This window comes from Desulfopila aestuarii DSM 18488, from assembly GCF_900143695.1.
GTDB lineage: Bacteria > Desulfobacterota > Desulfobulbia > Desulfobulbales > Desulfocapsaceae > Desulfopila > Desulfopila aestuarii.
Genome location: NZ_FRFE01000008.1, coordinates 166,104 through 188,122 on the forward strand (window position 1 = coordinate 166,104; position 22,019 = coordinate 188,122).

The window sequence follows — 22,019 nt, forward strand, 5'->3', positions numbered from 1 at the left end:
GCTTTTCACACGTGCCCACATGATCTTTCAGGATATCCCAATCGAGTTAGAAAAGGCAAATTTTCTCTCAGAATCACAAAAAGTGACACCATTGCCAACCTCCCCCATAAAGCCCTGATGGTCAGCAAAGAAAATACATGTCCTCCATAAGAGAGAACGTACTCGATATCATGGAAAAAATAGGCAGCCGCAAGGTTGCTTATGCTGCCGAAGAAATACGATTTATTGGAAGGAAAACGTTGTTTTGCTGCTCGATATAGGCTATCCCGCATCCTGCAGGATTTCACGAATAAGCGACAACATAGCCTGGGGCTGAACCGGTTTCTGGATGAAACCCGCACCCTCCTCGTGGATACCTTTGGCATGGATAATATCCGCAGTATAACCGCTTGAGAATATCACCGGCACCCTGTCGTTCATCGCGCGTATTTTATCCAGACACTCTTTGCCGTTCATCCGGGGCATAACCACATCAAGCAGCAACAGATCTACCTCATCGATATGCCGGCTGAACTTCTCGACCGCGTCCTCACCATCAACCGCCTCGATCACAGTATAACCAAACTGTTGAAGCATCGAGCACATCAGGTTACGGACGTCATCGTTATCCTCAGCCACGAGAATAGTTTCATTTCCTCCAACAAGCGGTGTTTCTACCATTGCCTCATCAGATATTCCTGCCGATTGTTCGGCGATCGGCAAGTATATCTTGAAGGTCGTACCAGCACCAGGTTCGCTGTAGACCTGGATGTCTCCACGATGCTGGCGGATAATACCATAGACAATTGACAGGCCGAGCCCTGTGCCGCGCCCCATCTCCTTGGTGGTATAGAACGGTTCAAAAATGCGTTGGCACATAGCCTCATCCATGCCACCACCCGTATCGGAAACAGAAATAACAGCATAGTTACCGGGCTCGAGCGTATTCGGAAGGCCACCGCGCTGGGGGATCACCCCGGCCAAGCTCGTTTCTATAATCAGCCTACCGCCATCATCCATAGCATCGCGAGCGTTGGTTGCCAGATTGAGAAGGATTTGTTCCATCTGGCCACTGTCGGCCATTACCACCAAATCACGATCGGCAAGGATGGTCTTAAACTCGATATCTTCACCAATTACCCGCATCAGCAGTTTTTCTACCCCGCTAACTACCTCGTTGAGATTGACTGGTCGGGGATTGATGATCTGTTTTCTGGAAAAAGCGAGCAGGCTTTTAGTGAGATGAGCGGCTTTTTCCGAAGAGGTCAGAATCTGCTCCACGTAGTTATTCAGGATCGGATCTTCTACAACTTTCAGCTTGAGCAGGTTGGCATAGCCCAGGATAGCGGTGAGCATATTATTGAAATCGTGAGCTATACCGCCAGTAAGCGTCCCAATTGCTTCCATTTTCTGTGAATGGCGCAATTGCTCTTCCAACCGTTTCCGCTCAGTCACATCCTCCAGAACACCGTCGCTGCACTCCATCCGGCCCTCACTGTCGTAATGGGCCACGGCCGTCACTGAACACCAGATAGGAGTACCATCTTTTTTGCGCATGGCGATAAGCCGGTCCTTCACAAACCCATTGGTCCGCATTTCCTCAAGAAACTTCTGGCGGTCCACCATATCCAGATAGAGCTCGGTTACGGATATCCCATAGAAATCCTGCACTGAGTCATAGCCAAATATTTTGGCCATAGCTGTGTTGGTCTGGACAATGCGCCCCCCTTCGACAGTATTACGGAAAACACCAATATTGAGGTTTTCAACGAGCGTTCTGAACTTCCACTCACTGTCACGCAGTGCAATCTCCACCTGTTTACGCTCTTCAAGCTGCGCCTCCAGTTCCGCTACCTTTTTCTCAAGTTCTGCCTCTCTTTGGCTCACCCCCTCTTGCCGTTTTGGGTCACCATCATTTTTATCGCTGCCCACGGAATACGACAGTCCATTCTGACCCGCACCCTCCCCCCCGCTCTCAATACAGAGTGGTGCAGATATTTCCGGGCCGGTATCAGCCCGCAACATTTCCCTTATGGAAAAAAAAACGAACAGACAAGACCCCACCGGCACTGCCATGGCGCCGAAACCACTGTGGATCGACAGCTCACGATCGACAAGCCCCCCAAAAAACTCGCTCCACGCTACCAAAACGGGCGTAAGATGAGACAACAAAACCGTCCACAAAACTCCCCCTGACACTGATATGGATAGCCAGAAGAAGGTTGCAAAGCAAAATAACAATAAGACCACACCAAAACCCGGTCGCTGTACCATATGATAAGTCCCTTTGGCAGCAATCCTCCAGATCATTAAGCAATGATGAGAATATCGCCGTCATTTCCTAATGTTTAATCTCTTCATTTTGGAGGATCGCTCGTGTTTTTTCAAGGAGAAACTCCGCATTCCGTCGTATGACACAAGCACTGAGGTAATCACCCTGCCAGAACTCGTTTATAGAGAATCTGCAAGAGGACAACAGACATTTTCCAACCAGCAACAGACCTTAGCCCTCCAAAATCCCAGACTGCCTGAAATGACAATACACTCCATATTTCTTTCCCCATTACAATCGTCTCACCGACTGAACAAAATGAGGAATTTCGTCTGACCACACGACGCGCCGCATACTTTTTTGTCGTAAAATCAATATCAAATGTTATTTTAAGAATGACTATTGGCAGGATTTTATTATGCAACTGCCAATCGGTAGTCGTCTACTCATCTTGCCTGACTGGTGTTTCATACTCAATGGGAGATTTAGTGCATGGAAAAAACATCCGGTACTGCACATCGATGGCGGTTCCATCGTCTGGGTGGGTTTGATCAGGTCCGCCTTGAAAGAGAAGAAGATATACGAAATCTGGGAACACTCGACCAGAAGCTCTGGGCGGCACTGAGCTGCCCGGTGAATGGTTTGGAGTTCGATACGAAGACCCTTGCGATGTTGGACAGCGACGGTGACGGCCGGGTCCGGGTCCAGGAAATTCTGGCCGCGGTCAACTGGATCAGTACCATACTTGCCAACCTGGGCAGCTTTATGGCCGGCACGGATTCCCTGCCCCTTGCTGCCATCAATGACCAGCATGATGAAGGGCGCCATTTGCTTGCCTCCGCCAGAAAGCTCCTTACAATGCTCGGCAAAGGCGATGGTGACAGCATCTCCATAGACGATGTTGCTCAGTGTGATAGCCTGCTGATTGCTGCCCGCTTCAACGGCGACGGCATCATTAGCCCCGACACCGCCGCAGATGACGCAACACGTCAGCTGATTGAGGAAATAATGTCCTCAGTGGGCAGCGAGCCCGACCGAAGCAACACACCCGGCATATCTCTTGAACGGATCGAGACTTTTTTTTCTGCCGCCAGCGCCTATGCTGCCTGGTGGGTGGAAGGCACTGGTAACGCAGAGAATCTACCTTTTGGCGATAATACCCAGCTAGCTGCAACGGTCTTTACCCGAATTCGCAGCAAGATTGACGATTATTTCCTCCGTGCTGGGCTTGCCGCCTTTGATCCCGGCGCCGCCACCCCGATGAACCCGTCACTCTCAACGTACGAGACTCTTGCTGCCGGGGACCTCACCCAAGCGACCTCAGAGATCGAGAGCTTTCCTCTTGCCCATATCAGGGCATCACAGCCGTTACCGCTCCGGGATGGACTCAACCCGGCCTGGGCTGCAGACATCGCCACCCTGAGCGCATTGGTGATTGAACCACTTTTCGGTACGATAGACGCTCTCGAAAAAGAACAATGGCAGAAAATAAAGACAACCTTTGCCCCTTACGAGTCCTGGCAGAGCAGCAAAGCGGGTGTCGAAGTTGACGCTTTAGGTATCGAACGAGTGCAGGAAATTCTGGCAGGTCCCGGCCGTCAGGCACTGAAAGAGCTGATAGAGGAAGATCTCGCTCCGGCCGAGCAAATTGCCGATATGGCCAAGGTGGTCCAGCTGGTCCACTTCAACCGCGACCTCTACCGGCTACTGCGCAATTTTGTCTCGTTTTCCGATTTCTACAGTAAACGTGACAAAGCGGTCTTCCAGGCGGGAACCCTCTATATCGATGGCAGGGCCTGCGAACTGTGTATCAAGGTTCAGGATGCAACCACTCACAGCGCCATGGCCAACCTCGGCCGGACCTACCTGGCCTATCTGAACTGCCAGCGTCGGAACAGTGCCGAGAAGATGGTCATCGCCGCCGCCTTTACCGGCGGTGACTCCGATAACCTGATGGTCGGGCGGAACGGCGTGTTTTATGACTGTCAGGGTAATGACTGGGATGCAACCATCATCAAGATCGTCGACCATCCGATCAGTGTGAGACAGGCTTTCTGGTCCCCCTATAAACGGATTACCCGTATGATCGGCGAGCAGATCGAGAAATTCGCCGCCGCCAAAGACAAGGCCGTGGATAGCCAGGCCGGAGCCGGTATCACCGATATGGGAGCCAAGGCAAAAGATCCGAAAGCAGCACCGGCCGCTCCCTTTGATGTGGCCAAATTTGCCGGTATCTTTGCCGCAATCGGCCTTGCGATAGGCGCTATCGGCACGGCCATCGCCTCAATCTTCGGAGTCTTTCTCTCCCTCCCCATATGGCAGATGCCGCTGGCCATCGGTGGGGTGATACTGGCCATCTCAGGGCCATCCATGCTCATCGCCTATCTGAAACTACGGCAGAGAAACCTCGGACCGATGCTCGATGCCAACGGTTGGGCAGTGAACACCAAGGCGGGAATCAACATCCCCTTCGGCGCCACCCTCACCCGGCTTGCCGAACTGCCAAAAGGCTCCGAACGATCATTAATCGATCCGTTTGCCGAAAAGAAGCCCCGATGGAAGTCCTGGCTCTTTCTTCTTCTACTCTTCATCGCGGTAGGTTTCGCCTGGCAAAAAGGCTATATTATAAAAGGAATTTCTATGCTGCAGCAGCAATCAACTGCAGAAAAAACGATTGAGCAGCCAGCTCAGCCACCAGCACCACCGGCAAAGAAGTAATGCTCTCATCAGCGCGCCATGCGAAAAAGCATGGCGCGCTGTGTAAAGAAAGATAACTACGCCATTTTTATCAGGCTGATGGGATTAGGTACCGTGCGGGTAAAGCCTTTATCCTGGGCCACAATATCAAGCGGCAGACTCGCCATGTCGGCCAGATCAATACCCATTTTCTTCAACATTGGATGCTCGATCACTTTGACGTAGGTGTGACAGCCATCGCAGGTAATGACCCGGCAACCGGGCTCATCTTCCGATTCAATCGTGGTCAGCTGAGTAGAGTCAGTGTTTCCGCAGTTCGGGCAACCGGTGAACCGGTATGTACCGAAAGTGGAGCAGAAAGAGCAGTGGAGATGCCGTTTTGGTCCCTCGACAATGGAAGCCAGTGCAGCCTGGGCCGAGCAGAGCGGACAGCGTCCATTCTCCCATTGCCCGCCATCCAAGGGGTAACTCGTCCTCAAATTCTGGAAAAAGGGCCTGGCAAAAAGAAACAGCACTCTGGCCAGTTCATCATCAGAGCATGCCAATGAGGGAATTTCCGGAACATCGCCGAGAGGTAACCGCATGAAATCCACATCCCCATTCTCCAGTGCCTTCTGAAGAGGAACGAATTCTTCAGCAGGCAACTCGAAAATTTTGACAAACAATTGAAAAATATCACTCGCGTTCGCCCGTGGATATGCCTTTGACTCTTCGGCAGACAACGCTGATCGCTCTTTTGGCAGATACTCAGCCACTGATTCCTGAAAATGCTGCCATCTGGCGTACAACTGCAGCGGGTCTTTGAGATGCGGTCGTTCCTCTATAAGTTTCTGTACATCAATAGTCATAATGCTCCTTGATAGTGTCGATTTTACACGGCTCCATATGGCGAAAGCCTGACCAGCACATCCCGTGAACGCGCGAGTCAATAGATTTTTGGATAAATAAATTTCTGCTGTACACCGGTCAACCCTTCTTCCAGGAAGAGTCTCAACTGCTCTTTTTCATCCGCAGTAAGCTGAAGAGGCTCAAGTTCACTCGTATCATTGCCGCCGCCAGCATTAATAAACTCAATCACCTCGGCAAGGGTGGCGAAAGTGCCGTTATGCATATACGGGCCAGTGGCTGCGATCTCCCTCAATGTAGGGGTCTTGAATGCCTTCCAGTCGGCTTTGTTTTTGGTGATCAGGTATCTGCCCGGATCTTCTTCAAGATTGCGAAAGTCTTCATAATGATTGAGCTTTGCTACAAAACGTCGGGTAGCCGCGACTCTCGGATCTCTTTCCTGCTCAACATTTTCCGGCACCTGCAGAACATGGAACCCACCATCGCTAAGATTGACACCATTATGGCATTCGATGCAGTTACCCTTGCCGATAAACAGCTCATACCCTTTTTGCGCCTCTGGAGAAAGCGCATTTTTCTCACCAGTTAAAAACCGGTCGAGCGGCGCATTGCCGGAAACAATGGTCCGCTCAAAGGCGGCAATCGCCATGGCGATCCGCTCACGCGAAGTGTCATCATCGCCGAAGACAGTCTTGAAGTCGGCAACATACTCGGGGACGGCACGGATCTCCTCTTCCAGAAAGTCCAGATTCTGGTTCATTTCAAAGGCGGACATCATTGGAAAAAGTGCCTGTTCTTCAAGTGTTGCAACCCGGCCGTCATGAAAAAGCAGCTTTTGCAAGCCAACATTATAGAGGGTGGGGGAATTGCGCCAATTGCGGGTTGTCGGATAACTGAGCGAAATAGCCAGACCGTCACTGAATCCCTGATTGGGATCATGGCAGGTGGAACAGCTCATGGTACCGTCGCCCGAAAGTCTCCGATCAAAGAACAACTTTCTGCCAAGTTCGATTTTTGCAGATAGCTGCGGGTTTTTCGCATCTGCCTCAATTCCGAAAAACGGCTCCAGCTCACCTGCCACACCGCAAATCGGCATTAGCATCGAACAAATAGTCGCCAGCCGGATAAAACGCATCGCTCCCTTTCTCATTTTGGCCTCAGTTCCTCGTCGATAATTTTCTTGAAAAACTCGAAGGGTCGTTCGCCGATCACCTGCAGCCCATTGATATAAAAGGTCGGCGTATTGTAGAGGTCCATGGATTCAGCCAATTTAATATCGCCGTCTATGTCCGCCTTATGGTGATTGTTATCGATGGATTCGGTGAATTTGGTAACGTCCAGACCAAGCTCGTTTGCATAGGCGATGAGGCTGTCTCGATCAAGCTTTGGTGAACGGGCAATCAGTATATCATGCATTTCCCAATACTTGCCCTGATCGCCGGCAGCAAGGGAGGCCTCTGCTGCGATTCTTGCGAAATCGCGATATTTATAGGGATAATTTTTGATTACCAGCCGGATTTTACCCGGATAGGTCTCGAGTAGCTGTTTCACGACCGGACCGGCCGCAACGCAGTGCGGTCACTGAAAATCGATAAACTCAATGATGGTAACAGGGGCATCCGCCGGCCCCAAAGAGGGCGAATTGTCGATGGGAACTTCCGTCCGAATCTGCTCCGCTTGAGCCGAAACCACCAGCATCAAGACAAAGAAACAACTCAACAGTCGTGTTATCATAGTAGATAAAAAAGGGGATACCGCAGTATCCCCTTTCTCCTCATAAGAGTGTGAAGTGGTGTGCGGTTACATCTTTCCTACCGCTTTGATCCACTTTGGATACCTCTTTCTCGCCAGGGCAAGGGGCAGCTTGCCGTTGACCATGATCTGGAAGGTTCCAGGATTGGCCAGGGTAGAAAGATATATATGCACCGGAACAGCAATAGCAAAGACGCAGAAGGCAATATTATGCACCAGATGCGACAACAGCATAATGGTACTGTCATCCTTCATCAGCCAAATACCAAAACCTGAGATGGAAATGCCCAGGCCGCAAGCCACGATAGCAAGATAATAGAGCTTCTGCCCCGGATTGTATTTGCCCATCGGCGGAACCGTAACCTTATGCGACAAATACCCGCCTGCTACTTTGAACCATTGCAGGTCATCGGCATCATACTCAAAGGCATCCGCAAGATAGTGCTTCATGGAGTAGAGCAGTGACAGAGAAAATACCACCCCACCCCAGTTATGCACATCCTTCATGGTGTTAAAGCCACCAAACATGGAACCTACCGGTTCCAGATGAAAGAGAAAAGCAAAACCGGTGATCATCAGCAGGAGACAGCTTCCCGCCAGAACCCAGTGATTTACCACTTCGTCAACACTTGATTTACGTATCATCTCAGCCATATCACACCTCCTTGTCGTCCTTGTGGGGGCCAACGGCCAGATAGTGAATTGCCGCAGCGGCGACCACGCCACCAAGACCGATATACGAGAGCGGCTTCAGGTAGGTGTGCCAGAACACCACGCTGCTCGGGATGCGTGGGTTTTCGAGCATTCCATAAAGGTTCGGCTCCTCCTTGAAAGCATATACCGAGCCCAGCCCTCCCAGATCCTTCTCGCCATAGAGTGTACTGTACCCCTCGCTTTTGGCAGCGGTAACCAGCTCTGCTCTATCACCAAATTTCAGGGCACCGGTTGGACAGGTCTTGATGCACGAGGGCTGCATATCATTTGCAATCCTGTCAAAGCACAGATGGCACTTGGACATTTTCCCCTGCTCATCGTAACGCGGCACATCAAACGGACAGGCCTGCACACAGAGCTTGCAGCCGATGCACTTGTCGCTGTTGGTGGCCACCGCACCTTCCGGTGTTCTGAAAATAGCGCCCGGTGTCGGACAAATGTTCATGCAGCCTGCATCGTCGCAGTGCATGCACCGCCGGCTGACAAAGAGCCAGCGTACGGGGTTATCCTTTGACGGCACCTCGTTGAAGCGGATGATATTGAAGGCGGTACCGGCCAGATCCGGCGGGTTCTGGTAGGAACCGTTGTTTTTCGTGGTAATCGCCGGAAGCTGGTTCCAGGACTTGCAGGCAACCTGGCAGGCTCTACAGCCTATGCAGAGCTCCGGAGTGACGAGTATAGCCTTGCGGCTGTTATTTTCATTGGCCATGGTTCACCCCCTACGCCTTCCGGACGTTGACCATAAAGGCCTTCGACTCGGGAATCATTGTGTTCGCGTCGCCTACGTTCGGGGTCAGCAGGTTGACGCTGTCATAGCCGCTGCCGTCCTCGGGGAACTGCCAGCCGTAATGCCAGGGCAGTCCGACCTGGTGCACCGTGGTGTTTTCCACCTTGAAGGGCTTGAAACGCTCGGATACCAGGGCCACAGCCTTGACCTCACCGCGGCCGGAGGAGACGATGACCGTTTCGCCATTGGCAATACCAAGTTCCTTGCCCAGCTCAACGCTCATCTCCACAAAGTTCTGCGGCTGCATCTCCAGAAGCCATGAGCAGTGACGGGTCATGACGCCGGTCTGCCAGTGTTCGGAAACCCTGTAGGTTGTGCCTACATAGGGGAACCGCAGATCGCAGGAGTAAAACGCATCAGCCTGATCATTAAAGATCTTGATCGTCGGGTTGATGCGCTGTTTGGACATGGAGTTGGTCTCAAGCGGACACTCGAGTGCCTCGTAATGCTCGGGGAATGGTCCTTCGGCCAGCCCCGGCCCGAAGATTGACGCGACGCCGTCCGGCTTCATGATAAAGGGCAGCTTGCCCTTCTCGGTTCCGGCCGGACCGCCGCCGCCGTCAACGACATCACCTTCCCAGACTCCGGGTTTGCCGGATTTGGCATCGAGCTTGGTGGCGTTCCAGTTCATCAGCGGACGCTTCGGATCCCACGGCTGGCCCTGCGGATCGACCGAGGCCCTGTTGTAGATGATCCGGCGGTTGACCGGCCAGGACCAGGTCCAGTTTGAGAAGAGACCGAGACCGGTCGGGTCTTCCTTGCCGCGCCGGGCCATCATGTTCACCGGCTTGCCATCCTTCATGATATAGGAGTTGCAGTAGAGCCAGTTGCCGCTCGAGGTCGTGCCGTCCATCTGGAGGAAGACAAAGCTCGGCACCAGATCGCCTTTCTTGCCGATGAGCTTGGGCGGATCGACCTTGGTGTCGTAGACATCCTCCAGATAGTAGCCGTTGATCTCCTTGGCGATGGCATGGGGATCGAGGTGTTTGATCTTGCCGGAGCTGTCCTTTTCGCCATATTCCCAGCTGAGATTCACCACCGGATCGGGATAGGCTCCGCCTTCCTTCATATACAGCTCACGGACCTTGAAGAAGAGGTCGTTTATAATCTCGGCGTCGGGCCGCGACTCTCCAAGAGGCTCGATGGCCTTGTAACGCCACTGCCCCCAACGTCCGGAGTTGGTGATGCTGCCTTCCTTCTCCATGGAAGAACAGCAGGGCAGCATGAAGACCTCGGTCTGGATGTCCTTGGCATTCACGCCCGGTCCGCGCCAGAAAGAGGCTGTCTCGTTGTCGAAGAGGTTGACGTTGACCAGCCACTTGAGCTTGCCAAGGGCGGTCCTGGTCTTGTTGGCGTTGGCGCCGGAACAGGCGGGGTTCTGCCCCCAGGCGAAAAAGCCGTCGAACTGTCCCTGGAACATCTTGTCAAACAGCATCAGCCAGGAGGCGTTCATGCCCACATCGATCTTCGGCATCCACGAGTAACCGAAATCATTGTCCTTTGTGGCCGCTTCGCCGTAAATCGCCTTCAGGTAACTGGTAATATATTTTCCGCGATGGGCCCACCAGTTGACGCTTTTGGGCTCATTGGTCTTCGGCGAGGTCTTCTCGATATAGGTTGCCAGATCGACCAGAGAGGCGTTGGGTGTCGGATTGTAGCCCGGCAGAATGTGGAACAGGATGCCGTAATCGGTGGAACCCTGTACGTTGGACTCACCGCGCAGAGCGTTGATGCCGCCGCCGGCGATACCGACGTTGCCCAGCAGCAACTGGATCATGCTCATGGCCCGCACGTTCTGGGTACCGACAGTATGCTGGGTCCAACCCATGGCATAGCACTCGGTGCCGGCCCGGTCGGGTGTGCCGGTGGATGCGTACAGTTTGTAAACCTCAAGCAGCTTATCCAGCGGGGTACCAGTAATGCCTGAAACCTTTTCCGGGGTATAACGGGCGTACTGCTTTTTCAGGAGCTGGAATACGCAGTTCGGGTTGGAGAGGCTCAGGTCCTTGATCGGCACGCCGGTCTCGTCCATCTGGAAGGTCCAGGTGGTTTTGTCGTATTTCCGTTTGTCCGCATCGTAACCCGAAAATAGACCATCCAGATCGGATGGGCCTTTGAAATCAGGATTGACCAGGAAGGCGGCGTTGGTGTAGTTGACTATATACTCTTTGAAATAGAGATCATTCGTCAGGATATAACTGATCATGCCGCCCAAAAAGGCGATATCGGTACCCGAACGAATCGGGGCATACAGGTCCGCCTTGGCAGCGGTCTGCGAGAAGCGTGGGTCAACGCAGATCAGCTTGGCCCCTTTTTCCCTGGCCCGCATGATCCACTTCATGGAAATGGGATGATTTGAAGCAGGATTCGCCCCCATGGCCAGAATTACATCTGAGTTCTTGAGGTCAATCCAGTGGTTGGTCATTGCACCGCGTCCGAACGACTCTGCCAGAGCCGCAACAGTTGCACTGTGTCAGATACGCGCCTGGTGTTCGACGTACACCAGACCCCATGACCGTATAAGTTTCTGGAGGATATAGCACTCTTCGTTGTCCAGCGCGGCGCTGCCCACATGGGCTATGCCCTCTGTGCGGTTGACAACCAGGTCCTTCTCGACTTCGACCTCGGTGCCGTCGGCCAGCTTCTCTTTTACTTTGTGCTTGCTGACAGTCTTGAAACTCTTGTCGCGGGACTCCTTGACCAGCTTGGCTATGCGGTCAAGCGCCCAGTCCCACTCAACTTCTTTCCAGGCTGTGCCGCCCGGTTCGCGGTACATCGGCTTCTTGACCCGGGTCTCGTTGTTGGCCAGCTGCCAGACCGAGGCTCCCTTGGCACAGAGTGCGCCCTCGTTGATCGGATGATCAGGATCACCCTCTGTATTGATAATCTTTCCGTTCTCGGCATGGACAAGTATTCCGCACCCTACCGAACAGTAGGGACAGACTGTTGTCGTCTGCTTGGCATTCTTGATCCGCAAATCCTTGGCATAGGCCTTGGCCGGATCGAGATTTACCCCAAGCGAGGCTACCAGAACAGTACCACCCGACAGTTTAATAAAATCCCGTCTTGATACTCCCATTCTTGACTCCTTTCGTTTTCCGCATTCGTGAACTTTGATCAGGTCGGCACTCGCAAACCTGATCATATCCCCATTTGCTGCCACACCCTTCACGCAACATGCTGATTCGCGTTAATGAGGGCACAACACACATACGTACCTAGAGGCAAGCGATATCCTCACCGATGTGAGGAGATGAGAGGCAATCCCATCCTCACGACATGCGGAAATCGCTTTTTGCACAGCTCACGTTATCAAGCTCAGAAAAAAATGCTACAGAAGAAAGGATATCGTAAAAAAAATCAGCATTTCACTCAGTTAGCAGTAATACTACTACCTACAAACAGGCAAGTTTTCGCCCTACTCGCCTGTAAGGTTTTTACCTACACAGGTGACTTTTGAGGGTATCTTGAAATGTCATCAACTGTCTTCTTTTTTCGTTCATCTTACCAGTGCCCTTCCCTATTTGGTTCTTCGCTGTACGTCAGGTTGCCATTCGTAAAATTAGCTACCGCCACCTGCACAGTACCCGCCACATCCTGTACTACTTTGATGCCACCGGCATTAAGTGTTTTGAAGGCATTGGGCCCGCAATAGCCGGTCAGCAGCACCTCGGCACCCATGTCGGCCACGGCTGTTGCCGCCTGAATACCCGCGCCCTTGAAAGACTGGACGTTCTTTTCGTTATCCATCACCTCGACCTCCATAGTTTCGGTGTCGACGATCAGGATATACCGAGCCCGGCCAAATCTTGGGTCCATTGCTGACTGGAGATCGGTACCTGTTGATGTAACTGCTATTTTCATTGTGACTCCTTCATCTTTCAAAGGCCGGCAGGCTCCATGGGTAAGATGAAAATCTCACAATTTTCATCTTACCCATGGAGCCTGCCAACTATTAAGTTTTCATTCTAAAACTTGGGATTTTGGTCGAGATCAAGGCATGCGAGAAATTTTACCACAGCATATGTCTCATATTCAGAGGATAAAAGTGAGAGCATAACGAAGATATCGGCCAAAAGATCAGTTTTATGGTGAAAACTATTTACCGCCTCCGCCGCAAACCTGATCATCAGAGATCATCAGGAGTTTGCCGGCGATCATATCCTCAACCACCGGTTTGATCTCATGCCGCTCCGCCTCGTGGTAGACATCAATGCCTACCTGCCTGAAACCCATCAACGGACGCATGCCGATACCGCCGACAATAAGCGCATCCACGTTATGACTGGCCAGCAGATTCACCGGCACCATGCAGCCGCCCTGCACATGGGAAACATTCTGTATGGTGGTCACCTTAGCTATTTTCCCGTCCATAAGATCAACAAAGGTAAATACATCACAGTGACCAAAGTGACCGGCTCTCAGACCTTCCAAACCGCCTTCACCTTCTGAAGGAATGGCTATTCTCATCTTGCTCATCTTGCTTCATTCTCCTGCATTTACTGAATTGCGGCGGAAAAATTTTGTATTCCCGCCATGTTCATGGCCGGAGCGCCAATGATATTTTTCCACATATCACGTACGATCCCGGCCGCTCTCGATTCATTTTTCATTTCCACAATACTTTGGCCCGCGACCATGGCAGAAACAAACACCGGATCAAAAGGAATACGCCCGAGTAACAGCAGATTGCGCTCTTTTGCCCGTGTTTCGATGGCCATGGTCATTTCCGGATTCAAGTCATATTTGTTCACCAGCACCATTCCCGGCACCCGGAAATGGGCCGCCAGATCTATTACCCTGTCCATATCGTGCAGTCCTGACATGGTGGGTTCGACCACCAGCACCAGCATGGATGCGCCACCTATAGATGCAATCACCGGACAACCGATGCCTGGCGGGCCGTCGGTAATGATCAGGTCGAGCCCATTTTCTTCCGCAATTTTTCTGGCCTGTTGCCGGACAAGGCTGACCAGTTTGCCAGAGTTCTCCTCGGCAATACCCAGCCTGGCGTGAACCATGGGCCCACCTCTGGTTGAGGAGATAAACCATTCACCGCATTTCTGAATGGGGAAATCGATCGCCTTTTCCGGACACAGGTCAACACACACTCCGCATCCTTCACAGGTGATTCCATCCACCACATAATCAGCGGATATAGCCGAAAATCTGCAGAGATCACGACATTTTCCGCAAAGAGTACACCGAGCCTTGTCAATTACGGCAAGACTGCCACCCATAAAATTGCTGCGCTGTTCCACCTGCGGATCAAAGAGCAGATGCAGGTCCGCAGCATCCACATCAGCATCGCAGAGCACGTTCTTTTTCGCCAGCATGGCAAAGGCGGCGGTAAGGCTGGTCTTGCCCGTACCACCTTTACCGCTGACCACCACAATTTCTCTCATCATGCTTTCCTTTCTTCATGTGGATTTTTCACAGGTCTGGCTAACAGGCCGCGCAGATCTTAATTTTTTCGTAAAGCCCGGCGAATTTCTCCCGCCATTTGGGGGACTGCTCGGCAAGTATCCTTCCCTTCGAATAGTTCCTGGCAATCTCTCTGGAAAAAGGTATTTCCATCAGAACCGGAATCCCCTGTTGCTGGGCGTAGTCCTGTACCCCATTGTCGCCAAGATCGGAGCGGTTGATGACTATTCCGCAGGGGATGCCCAGCTTTATGACCGCCTCCACTGCCAACTTCAGATCGTGCAGGCCAAATGGTGTCGGCTCAGTCACCAGCAGCACAAAATCGACACCCCGCATTGCTGTAATTACCGGGCAGGAAGTACCGGGAGGCGCGTCGATAATGGTGATCCCTTTGTCGTCAATCTGTTCCCGCACCTTCCTGATCAGCGGGGGAGCCATCGCCTCGCCAATTCGCAACAGCCCATGACCAAAACGAATGGCGCCCCGTTGCCCGATCTCGAATTTCCCCACCTCACGGCCACCTTCCGTAATGGCGTTTTCCGGGCAAACCACCATGCAGCCGACGCAACCATGACAGAGTTCAGGAAAGGTCAAGAGCTTCTGCCCTACAACGGTGATGGCGCTGAACCGACAGATATCAACACATTTGCGGCAGCCGTTGCACCGTTCCTGATCCACCTCCGGCACCATGGTGTAGACCGTTTCTTGATATTGAATCTTTGGATGCAGAAAAATGTGGACATTGGGTTCTTCCACATCGCAGTCAAGCAAATGGACAGAATCAGAAATGGCACAGGCAAGACTGGTCGCCACGGTGGTCTTACCGGTTCCGCCTTTACCGCTGGCTACTGTTACGATCATGCTTCTCTCCTTTATTTCCCGTCCTTTCACCTGCAGACTCCGATTGCGGCCAGGTGAGTCATGATCGATTTGGCATCCGCCATTTCCGGCGGACTCGGCAACTGCATGAGCACTCCGAGCCCTTCAGTCTGTTCATGAAAGATTTCCGGCGACTGGTTATCGACAAGTATGCAGTTGACGAAAGGGTGCTTGCGGGCGACCATTTTCGCGAGATCAAGACCACTCATATCTGTGAGCTGCTCGTCAATCACCACCAGCTCGATTCCTTCCTCCTGCAGCAACTCAATTGCCTCAGACCTGGAACGTGCCTGGAAGATCTGAGATTCAGCCAGAGTCCAGAGACCCGCGGCAAGCGATGCCAGCCTCTCACCCTCACGGCTGACCAATAGAATTTGCATCGGCCTCACCTCCCTCACGTCCGGTTTATTCTTCTGTGGTTGTGTCACCGTCATTTCGTCCACTCTTCACTTGCTCATTTACCTGCGCCTCGTTAGCAGCAAACCTCTGCCTTTGGCCCTGGCCCATACCCCTGCCACCGCCTTTTCCGGCTCCCTGTTTCCGGCCTCTGCCCCCCCCTCGTCCCTGTCCTCCTCCTGCCTGGTCATTCTGTCGACAGGTTCCTCTGCCCCCACCTGTTACTGGTCCTTTACCTTGTGGTCCTGTTTTGTCAAATCCTGGCATAGCTGTACCTCCGTTAACTGTTCTTCTTATGTGCGGGGCCATGCTTATGAGAAAGCCCCCCGTCCCGGCAGCAATGGCCGCTTCGGCCTCTACCCTGCTCGTGACAACCGGGCATCTGATATCCATCAATCGAGCCTCCGCTCCCAAACCAGGCCAGCACTCGCTCAGTCTTGCCGGTGATAAAAGGGATCAAGCGAATGCCCCCATCTTCTATTTTCCTGGCGGGCTCTGCTGAAATAGCCCCGCAAATCAGTGCCTGCGCCCCACACTCACGGAGCAGGCGAATAACCTCTTCGGTTCGGCCCGGTGTAATCCGAAGCTGCTGGGAATCAACCGGACTGCCGGCAATGAGTTCCACGATCAGCAACGTCCGGGAAGCATCAAACACCGGCGAAATCCGTCGACCCCAGACGGTAACTCCAACTTTGTCGCTCTTGCCAGCGCCTGCGGCCACCGACAATTCAGCCCTGTCTCTCATTACGTATTCCCTCGTCAGTGCAGCAATCGCGATCGTGTTGTCATATACAAAGCAATGAACATGCCACAATCATGCATATGCACGAATTGCAAAGCAAATCTCATACTTTCAGATAGTTATTAGATTTAGCGGGAGAAGATGTGCGGAAAGATCAGAGCGAGAGACGCAACTCTGCGACAATAAAGCGTCGCACATGGTCGTATTCAGTCGCACTGATGCGACTATGCATTGAAGTGTGAGGAGCGCCCGTCTACAGCGGGAAGGGAGATGTTCAGCTTTTTCAGTTTACGGTGAAGGGTGGCTTTATGCATGCCAAGCGATTTGGCGGCGGCGGTGCGGTTATAGCCATGCTGCTTCAAGGCAGCCACAATAGCTTCTGTTTCAGCCGATTGAACAGCCTGGTCAAGCGCCTGCAGCGGAGCATCCGGGACAACCCGGCCGGCATCATGCGCTGGTAGATCCTGCAGATATCCAGGCAGATGCTCAACCCCGATTTCGCCGTTATGACAGAGCACAAATGCATGTTCGATAATATTTTCCAGTTCACGGATATTGCCAGGATAATCATGAGCCAAGAGCCGTGACATGGCCCGGGTGGAAACACCGCTCACCGTCCGATTCTGCCTGGTGTTCATCCGGGTGACAAAACGGTCAATCAGCAGCGGCAGGTCCTCCATCCGCGCCCTCAGAGGCGGCAACTGGAGTCGCACAATATTAATGCGATAATAGAGGTCTCTTCGGAAATCGCCCGCCTCGATCATCTCGCTCAATTCACGATTGGTGGCAGCGATGATCCGGGCCGTGGTCTTGATTTTTTCGACACTGCCAAGCGGCTGAAACTCCCGCTCTTCCAGTACTCTTAGTAGCCGAACCTGAAAGGCCTGGCTGGTCTCACCGATCTCATCAAGCAAAATGGTCCCATCGGCTGCGGCGGCGAAAAGTCCAGGTTTATCCTTCTCCGCACCGGTAAAAGCACCCGCCTTATAACCGAACAGCTCCGATTCAAGCAGGGTGTCCGGCAGAGCGCCGCAGTTGATGGCGGTAAAAAGCTTCTCGCTGCGACTCGAAAGCGAATGGATGGCCCTCGCCAACAGTTCCTTGCCGGTTCCCGTTTCACCGCTGATCAGTACAGTGGAGTCGCTTTCAGCGACCTGAGGCAAAATCGAGAGAATACGGGTCATGGCCTGGGAACGGCTGACCATATCGCCAATCTGGTACTGCCCGGCCAGTTCACGCCGCAGTTCTTCGACCAGGCTGTGGTCACGAAACGTCTCGACCCCACCCAGGATCTCGCCCTGCTCATTAACAAGCGGCGCGGTGGAAACGGTGATGGGAATACGCTCTCGACTGCCATTAATAATATAGGTGGATGAACTGACAAAAGATTTCCCCTCCTGCATAGTCCGTTTCAAAGCACAGTCCACCTCGCACATGTTGGAACGGAACACCTCCCAGCAGTAACGGCCAATGGCTTCACCTCGCTCCACTCCGGTGATTTCTTCAGCCGCCCGGTTAAACGACGTGATCCGCCAGTGGTGATCGACGGTAAAAACCCCATCTGAGATGGATTCGAGAATGATCTCCTGAACCGAATCGGCGATTGGCTTTTCCTCTGTCATTGGGTCTTCCTTCACGAGCCGGCCCGACTTTTTTCAAACTGCTTAATCGCCTTAAGTACATAGGGGTAAAGGTTATCGACCACCTTCTCATAGCCCTTAGCGTTAGGGTGCAGGCCATCCTCGATATTGAGGTCCCGTTTTGTTGCCACATCTTCTAAGAAAAATGGCATGAAGATCAGATCGTTTTCATCTGCAATCTCGGGATAGATGCCGTTAAAGGCAAGCGTATAGGCCGGTCCCAGATTCCACACCATTTTCATGCCGGTGAATACCACGATGATATCGTTTTCCTTCAATACCCGCAGGATCTCCCGCAGATTTTTTGCAGGTACCGCCGGATCAATACCACGCAAACCATCATTCGCCCCGATTTCGAGGATAACGATATCGGGCTTCATAGTCAGAATCCATTCAAGCCGCGACAGGGTGCCGCTGGTGGTCTCACCACTTACCCCGGCATTAACAACCTGGTAATTCAACCCGTCCACCCGCAATCGCCTCTCCAGTTGGGCCGGGTAGCTCAATTCCTCCTCCACCCCAAGGCCAGCAGTCAGACTGTCTCCCACGCAAACGATTGTCCCCAAAGGTTCGGACTGCTCCTCCACCTTCGCCGTTACCGGCTGTTGTTTTTCCTCCTGCCGGTCACAGCCTGTAACCAGCAACAGCAAGACCAGAAGCAGCAGGGTGACGACTCTATTATTCCGGAGATATGATCTATTCAATGGTCTGCTCCCGTAAAAAAACGATTGGTTTTTGCCGGATGATGGAAATCGAGCTGGTCATGCCCACCCCGACCACCAGCAGCAGAGTCAGCACCACCAGCAACATCGACGCTGCCCAGTATGGCCGGTAGGGGATATCAAAGAGAAAATGGCACAATGCCCAGCTTCCCCCTTGGGCCAGGAGCACCCCGAGCAGGGAACTGATAAGGCCCAGAACGATATTTTCAAAAAAAAAGACCGAAACAACAAAACCAGATTTACCACCCAGCACCTTGTAATAGACCGCTTCCCGTACACGGGCCAGACGTGTCGCCAATATCGAGCTGACGATAATAAGTGCCCCGGCAAAGATCGAGAAAAGGGCAAAAAAGTTGACGATAGCGGAAAGCTTCTGCATCATGCCTCCCAACTGGACTGCCGTCTCGGCCATATTGATTACGCTGATATTGGGATAGGCCGCCACCACCTTTTTCTCAAGCTGTGGGATCACTGACTTCTCCACATGAATGGCGGCAAAAAGGGTCTGCGGCGCCTTTTGCAGATATTCTGTTGGAAAGACGAAATAGAAAAAGGGAAACAACCGCGATTTCGTGCGGGTGCGGATACTTGTCACCTCCGCTTTCAGTGGTACACCCTGGATATTGAAATCGAGGATGTCACCCAACCGTATATCGCCCATTTCTGCCACTGTATCGAGAATAGAGACTTGCAACGGTGCATGACCCTTTTTGTCCATTTTATATAGCGTTCCTCCCGCTTCCACCACCTCATCCGGCAGCAACGCATCTCGATAGGTCAGGTTGAATTCCCGGGTCAGGCTATCACTGAACCGGCGTCGCTGTTCGCCCCGCTTGACCGGTTCACCGTTGATCGCTTTGAGCCGGGCCCGGATAATGGGATGTAACTGCACGTTGCCACCGACCATTTCAGTGAAACCTTGGCGCTGACCAGGCTGTATATCCACCAGAAAGAGGTTAGGTGCATCCTGCGGGTAAGACTCTACATAGCTGCTATGCAGGTTGTACTCCACCAGGAAAATGGCCAGCAGCACCGAGAGCGCCGAGGCAAGGGTCACAATAACCGGCTGGGTGCTGTTGCCGGGCCGGAGCAGACTTCTGAAAGCCTGCCGTAAGGGCAAGGTACGAATTGAGAGACGCTTCAGCGCCAGCAATATCAACTTTGCCAGTCCGGCTATCAATACAATCAGTCCGCTGGTCCCGGCCATGAAATAGATACCGGTCCTGGAATCATCAAGCTGGTGAATAACCAGAAGCGTCAAAAAAGAAAAGCCAGCCAGAATAGCAAGATAGTAGACCAATCCACGCGGCGCCTGACTCGACTCGCTCCTGAAGATCACATTGGGTTTCACCTCCCGCAGCCGGTAAAGCGGCAGGAAGGTGAAAAACAGCACCACCAGAAAACCGAGCACCATGCCCTGGGCGATATCGAACAGCCCAAGACCGCTGACATGCTCGGGCGGGATTATCCCGGCAAAGAGATATGGAAAAGCATATTTCAGCGCCACCCCGGCAGCAATTCCCAGGCAACTGCCGACAAAACCGTACAACAGCACCACCAGCAGGTAATGGAGCAACAGAAATTTCTGGGTAGCCCCCAGAGCTCGAACAATGGCAAGACTCTTTTCTTTTTGCCTCAACAATGCCGACAACGAGCTCTGCATGCCGATCCCGGCCAACAGCAGGGTAAAAATGGAGATAAGGGAGAGAAAGAAGAGCAGATTGTCAAAAAAACGCTTCAACCCGGATCTGGCCGTTTGAAAGGTGGAAACCCTTTCCTGGTCAGGGAGTGCCGCTTTTTGCAGCTGAGCAACCACCTGCGACAACCGATCCTGATTGGTGACTTGTAACAGCATCTCATACTCAACCCGGCTGCCGGTACGTACCAGATCCATGGCAGTCAGGTCAGCCGCCGCCACAAAGACCCGTGGCCCAAAGCTGAAGATATCCACCGGCCGGGAAGATTCGTGGGTAACCACATCGACGATTTTCACCTTCGTTTTGCCGACTTGCAGCATATCGCCAACCTTCACCCCGAGACGATCCAGCAATTCCCGACCGACAACAGTAGTGCCGGGGGCAAGCTGTTTCGCAAAAGGCGCACCGGAGGCCAGTGTCACCGTACCATAGAGGGGATAACCCGGCTCCACTGCCATGATATTGCTGAACAGGGTTTCATCACCACTATTGCGCACCACCGAATAGAATTGCCAGGTGCGCACCTTGCCCGCGATATCGGCCTCCAGGGAATTTACCGCCGCAAGAAGACCGGGGGAAAAATCATAATGGGAATGAATAATCAGATCGCCGCCATGCAAGGCCCGGGCATCACCGGTGATTGACTGATGGACATCGCGCTTAAAGCTATTCAGTGCCACCAAACTGGTGATGGAGAGCGCTACGCAGAGAATAAAGATCGCTGCCTGATGGCGAGCCTCAAGCATCTCCCTTATGAGAAACCTGAAATTCACCATCAGCCCACACCTCCTCCGTTTTGTAACCTGCCGTCATGGAGCTGGATGATCCGATCTGCTTGGGCAGCCACCTCACCGCTGTGGGTTGCCATCACGAGAGTGGTGTTATGCTCACGATGCAGTTCCAGCAACAGTTCGATAATGGATCGGGAGTTTTCGGAGTCAAGGTTGCCGGTTGGCTCGTCGGCAAAGATAATTTTCGGAGTATTGATCAGCGCCCGGCAGATTGCCACCCGCTGTTTTTCACCGCCAGACAGCTGCTGCGGATAATTATGACGGCGATGCCAAAGGCCAACTTTTTGCAGCAAGGTGGAAGCTTTGTCCTTCGCCGCCGGGTCTCGTTTAAGTTCAGCCGGAAACATCACATTTTCAAGAGCATTGAGCGACGGTACCAAATGAAAGGCCTGAAAGACGAAGCCGGTCAATTCATTTCGAACCGGGGCCAGCTCATCTTCGCTCAACTCGGTAATATCACGACCGGCCATAGTCACCCGCCCGCTACTGGGCCGATCGAGCCCAGAGAGAATAGAGAGTAGTGTAGTCTTGCCGCTTCCGCTTGTACCGGAAATCACCACAAACTCACCAGCCTCCACCTGCAGGGAAACTGCCTCCAGCACAGACTCCTGTCGCTCACCTATGGTGTAGGTTTTCGACAGTTCATTTGCCTCCAGGATAACCTCACGCATCGCGTACCCC

At 52.8% G+C, this 22,019-nt stretch carries 18 protein-coding genes and 1 pseudogene; 1 reads left to right on the top strand and 18 read right to left on the bottom strand.

Going from position 1 to position 22,019, the window contains the following annotated elements:
* Nucleotides 1-261: 261 nt before the first annotated feature.
* Nucleotides 262-2,148: a hybrid sensor histidine kinase/response regulator gene (locus BUF15_RS10235; RefSeq protein ID WP_159441280.1), complete on the bottom strand. Its 1,887-nt coding sequence runs from the start codon at nt 2,146-2,148 to the stop codon at nt 262-264.
* Nucleotides 2,149-2,743: 595 nt separating this feature from the next.
* Between BUF15_RS10235 and BUF15_RS10240 the strand changes: the two genes are divergently transcribed.
* A complete protein-coding gene (locus BUF15_RS10240) occupies nt 2,744-4,969 on the top strand; it encodes a hypothetical protein (RefSeq protein ID WP_073613368.1) in 2,226 nt (741 codons plus the stop codon).
* Between the two features lie 56 nt (nt 4,970-5,025).
* Here the strand turns inward: BUF15_RS10240 and BUF15_RS10245 are convergent, their stop codons facing one another.
* The 17 genes and pseudogenes from BUF15_RS10245 to BUF15_RS10330 form a co-directional block, all read right to left on the bottom strand.
* A complete protein-coding gene (locus tag BUF15_RS10245) occupies nt 5,026-5,796 on the bottom strand; it encodes a formate dehydrogenase accessory protein FdhE (protein ID WP_073613369.1) in 771 nt (256 codons plus the stop codon).
* Between the two features lie 77 nt (nt 5,797-5,873).
* Nucleotides 5,874-6,944: a cytochrome-c peroxidase gene (locus tag BUF15_RS10250; RefSeq protein ID WP_073613370.1), complete on the bottom strand. Its 1,071-nt coding sequence runs from the start codon at nt 6,942-6,944 to the stop codon at nt 5,874-5,876.
* Nucleotides 6,941-7,360 (bottom strand): annotated as a pseudogene (locus tag BUF15_RS10255) (DsbA family protein); the annotation flags it as partial. The pseudogene BUF15_RS10255 and the gene BUF15_RS10250, both read right to left, overlap by 4 nt.
* 234 nt (nt 7,361-7,594) lie before the next feature.
* Nucleotides 7,595-8,200, bottom strand: coding sequence for a formate dehydrogenase subunit gamma (locus BUF15_RS10260; protein WP_073613372.1), 606 nt, complete (start codon nt 8,198-8,200; stop codon nt 7,595-7,597).
* A 1-nt stretch (nt 8,201) separates the two neighbouring features.
* The gene (locus BUF15_RS10265; RefSeq protein WP_073613373.1) at nt 8,202-8,969 is read right to left on the bottom strand and encodes a 4Fe-4S dicluster domain-containing protein; all 768 of its coding nucleotides are present in this window, start codon (nt 8,967-8,969) and stop codon (nt 8,202-8,204) included.
* Nucleotides 8,970-8,979: 10 nt separating this feature from the next.
* Nucleotides 8,980-12,126: a formate dehydrogenase-N subunit alpha gene (fdnG, locus tag BUF15_RS10270; protein ID WP_084553840.1), complete on the bottom strand. Its 3,147-nt coding sequence runs from the start codon at nt 12,124-12,126 to the stop codon at nt 8,980-8,982.
* A gap of 425 nt (nt 12,127-12,551) precedes the next feature.
* The gene (locus BUF15_RS10280) at nt 12,552-12,911 is read right to left on the bottom strand and encodes a NifB/NifX family molybdenum-iron cluster-binding protein (protein WP_073613376.1); all 360 of its coding nucleotides are present in this window, start codon (nt 12,909-12,911) and stop codon (nt 12,552-12,554) included.
* A gap of 234 nt (nt 12,912-13,145) precedes the next feature.
* Entirely contained in the window at nt 13,146-13,526 is a 381-nt protein-coding gene (locus tag BUF15_RS10285; protein ID WP_073613377.1) for a NifB/NifX family molybdenum-iron cluster-binding protein, read from the bottom strand.
* A gap of 20 nt (nt 13,527-13,546) precedes the next feature.
* The gene (locus tag BUF15_RS10290) at nt 13,547-14,452 is read right to left on the bottom strand and encodes an ATP-binding protein (RefSeq protein ID WP_073613378.1); all 906 of its coding nucleotides are present in this window, start codon (nt 14,450-14,452) and stop codon (nt 13,547-13,549) included.
* 40 nt (nt 14,453-14,492) lie between these two features.
* The gene (locus tag BUF15_RS10295) at nt 14,493-15,332 is read right to left on the bottom strand and encodes an ATP-binding protein (RefSeq protein WP_073613379.1); all 840 of its coding nucleotides are present in this window, start codon (nt 15,330-15,332) and stop codon (nt 14,493-14,495) included.
* 26 nt (nt 15,333-15,358) lie between these two features.
* On the bottom strand, nt 15,359-15,730 hold the full coding sequence (locus tag BUF15_RS10300) for a response regulator (RefSeq protein WP_073613380.1): 372 nt from the start codon (nt 15,728-15,730) through the stop codon (nt 15,359-15,361).
* Between the two features lie 25 nt (nt 15,731-15,755).
* Nucleotides 15,756-16,013 carry a DUF5320 domain-containing protein gene (locus tag BUF15_RS10305; protein WP_073613381.1) on the bottom strand — a complete coding sequence of 86 codons (258 nt, stop codon included), beginning with the start codon at nt 16,011-16,013 and terminating at the stop codon, nt 15,756-15,758.
* A 13-nt stretch (nt 16,014-16,026) separates the two neighbouring features.
* Nucleotides 16,027-16,491 carry a NifB/NifX family molybdenum-iron cluster-binding protein gene (locus BUF15_RS10310; RefSeq protein ID WP_073613382.1) on the bottom strand — a complete coding sequence of 155 codons (465 nt, stop codon included), beginning with the start codon at nt 16,489-16,491 and terminating at the stop codon, nt 16,027-16,029.
* A gap of 221 nt (nt 16,492-16,712) precedes the next feature.
* Nucleotides 16,713-18,110, bottom strand: coding sequence for a sigma-54 interaction domain-containing protein (locus tag BUF15_RS10315; RefSeq protein WP_073613383.1), 1,398 nt, complete (start codon nt 18,108-18,110; stop codon nt 16,713-16,715).
* Between the two features lie 11 nt (nt 18,111-18,121).
* Nucleotides 18,122-18,832 (bottom strand): arylesterase, encoded by a 711-nt coding sequence (locus BUF15_RS10320; protein ID WP_073613384.1) that lies wholly within the window; start codon nt 18,830-18,832, stop codon nt 18,122-18,124.
* Nucleotides 18,825-21,323 carry an ABC transporter permease gene (locus tag BUF15_RS10325; RefSeq protein ID WP_084553844.1) on the bottom strand — a complete coding sequence of 833 codons (2,499 nt, stop codon included), beginning with the start codon at nt 21,321-21,323 and terminating at the stop codon, nt 18,825-18,827. The genes BUF15_RS10320 and BUF15_RS10325 overlap by 8 nt, the downstream gene beginning before the upstream one ends.
* Entirely contained in the window at nt 21,323-22,009 is a 687-nt protein-coding gene (locus BUF15_RS10330) for an ABC transporter ATP-binding protein (protein WP_073613386.1), read from the bottom strand. The genes BUF15_RS10325 and BUF15_RS10330 overlap by 1 nt, the downstream gene beginning before the upstream one ends.
* Between the last annotated feature and the right edge of the window lie 10 nt (nt 22,010-22,019).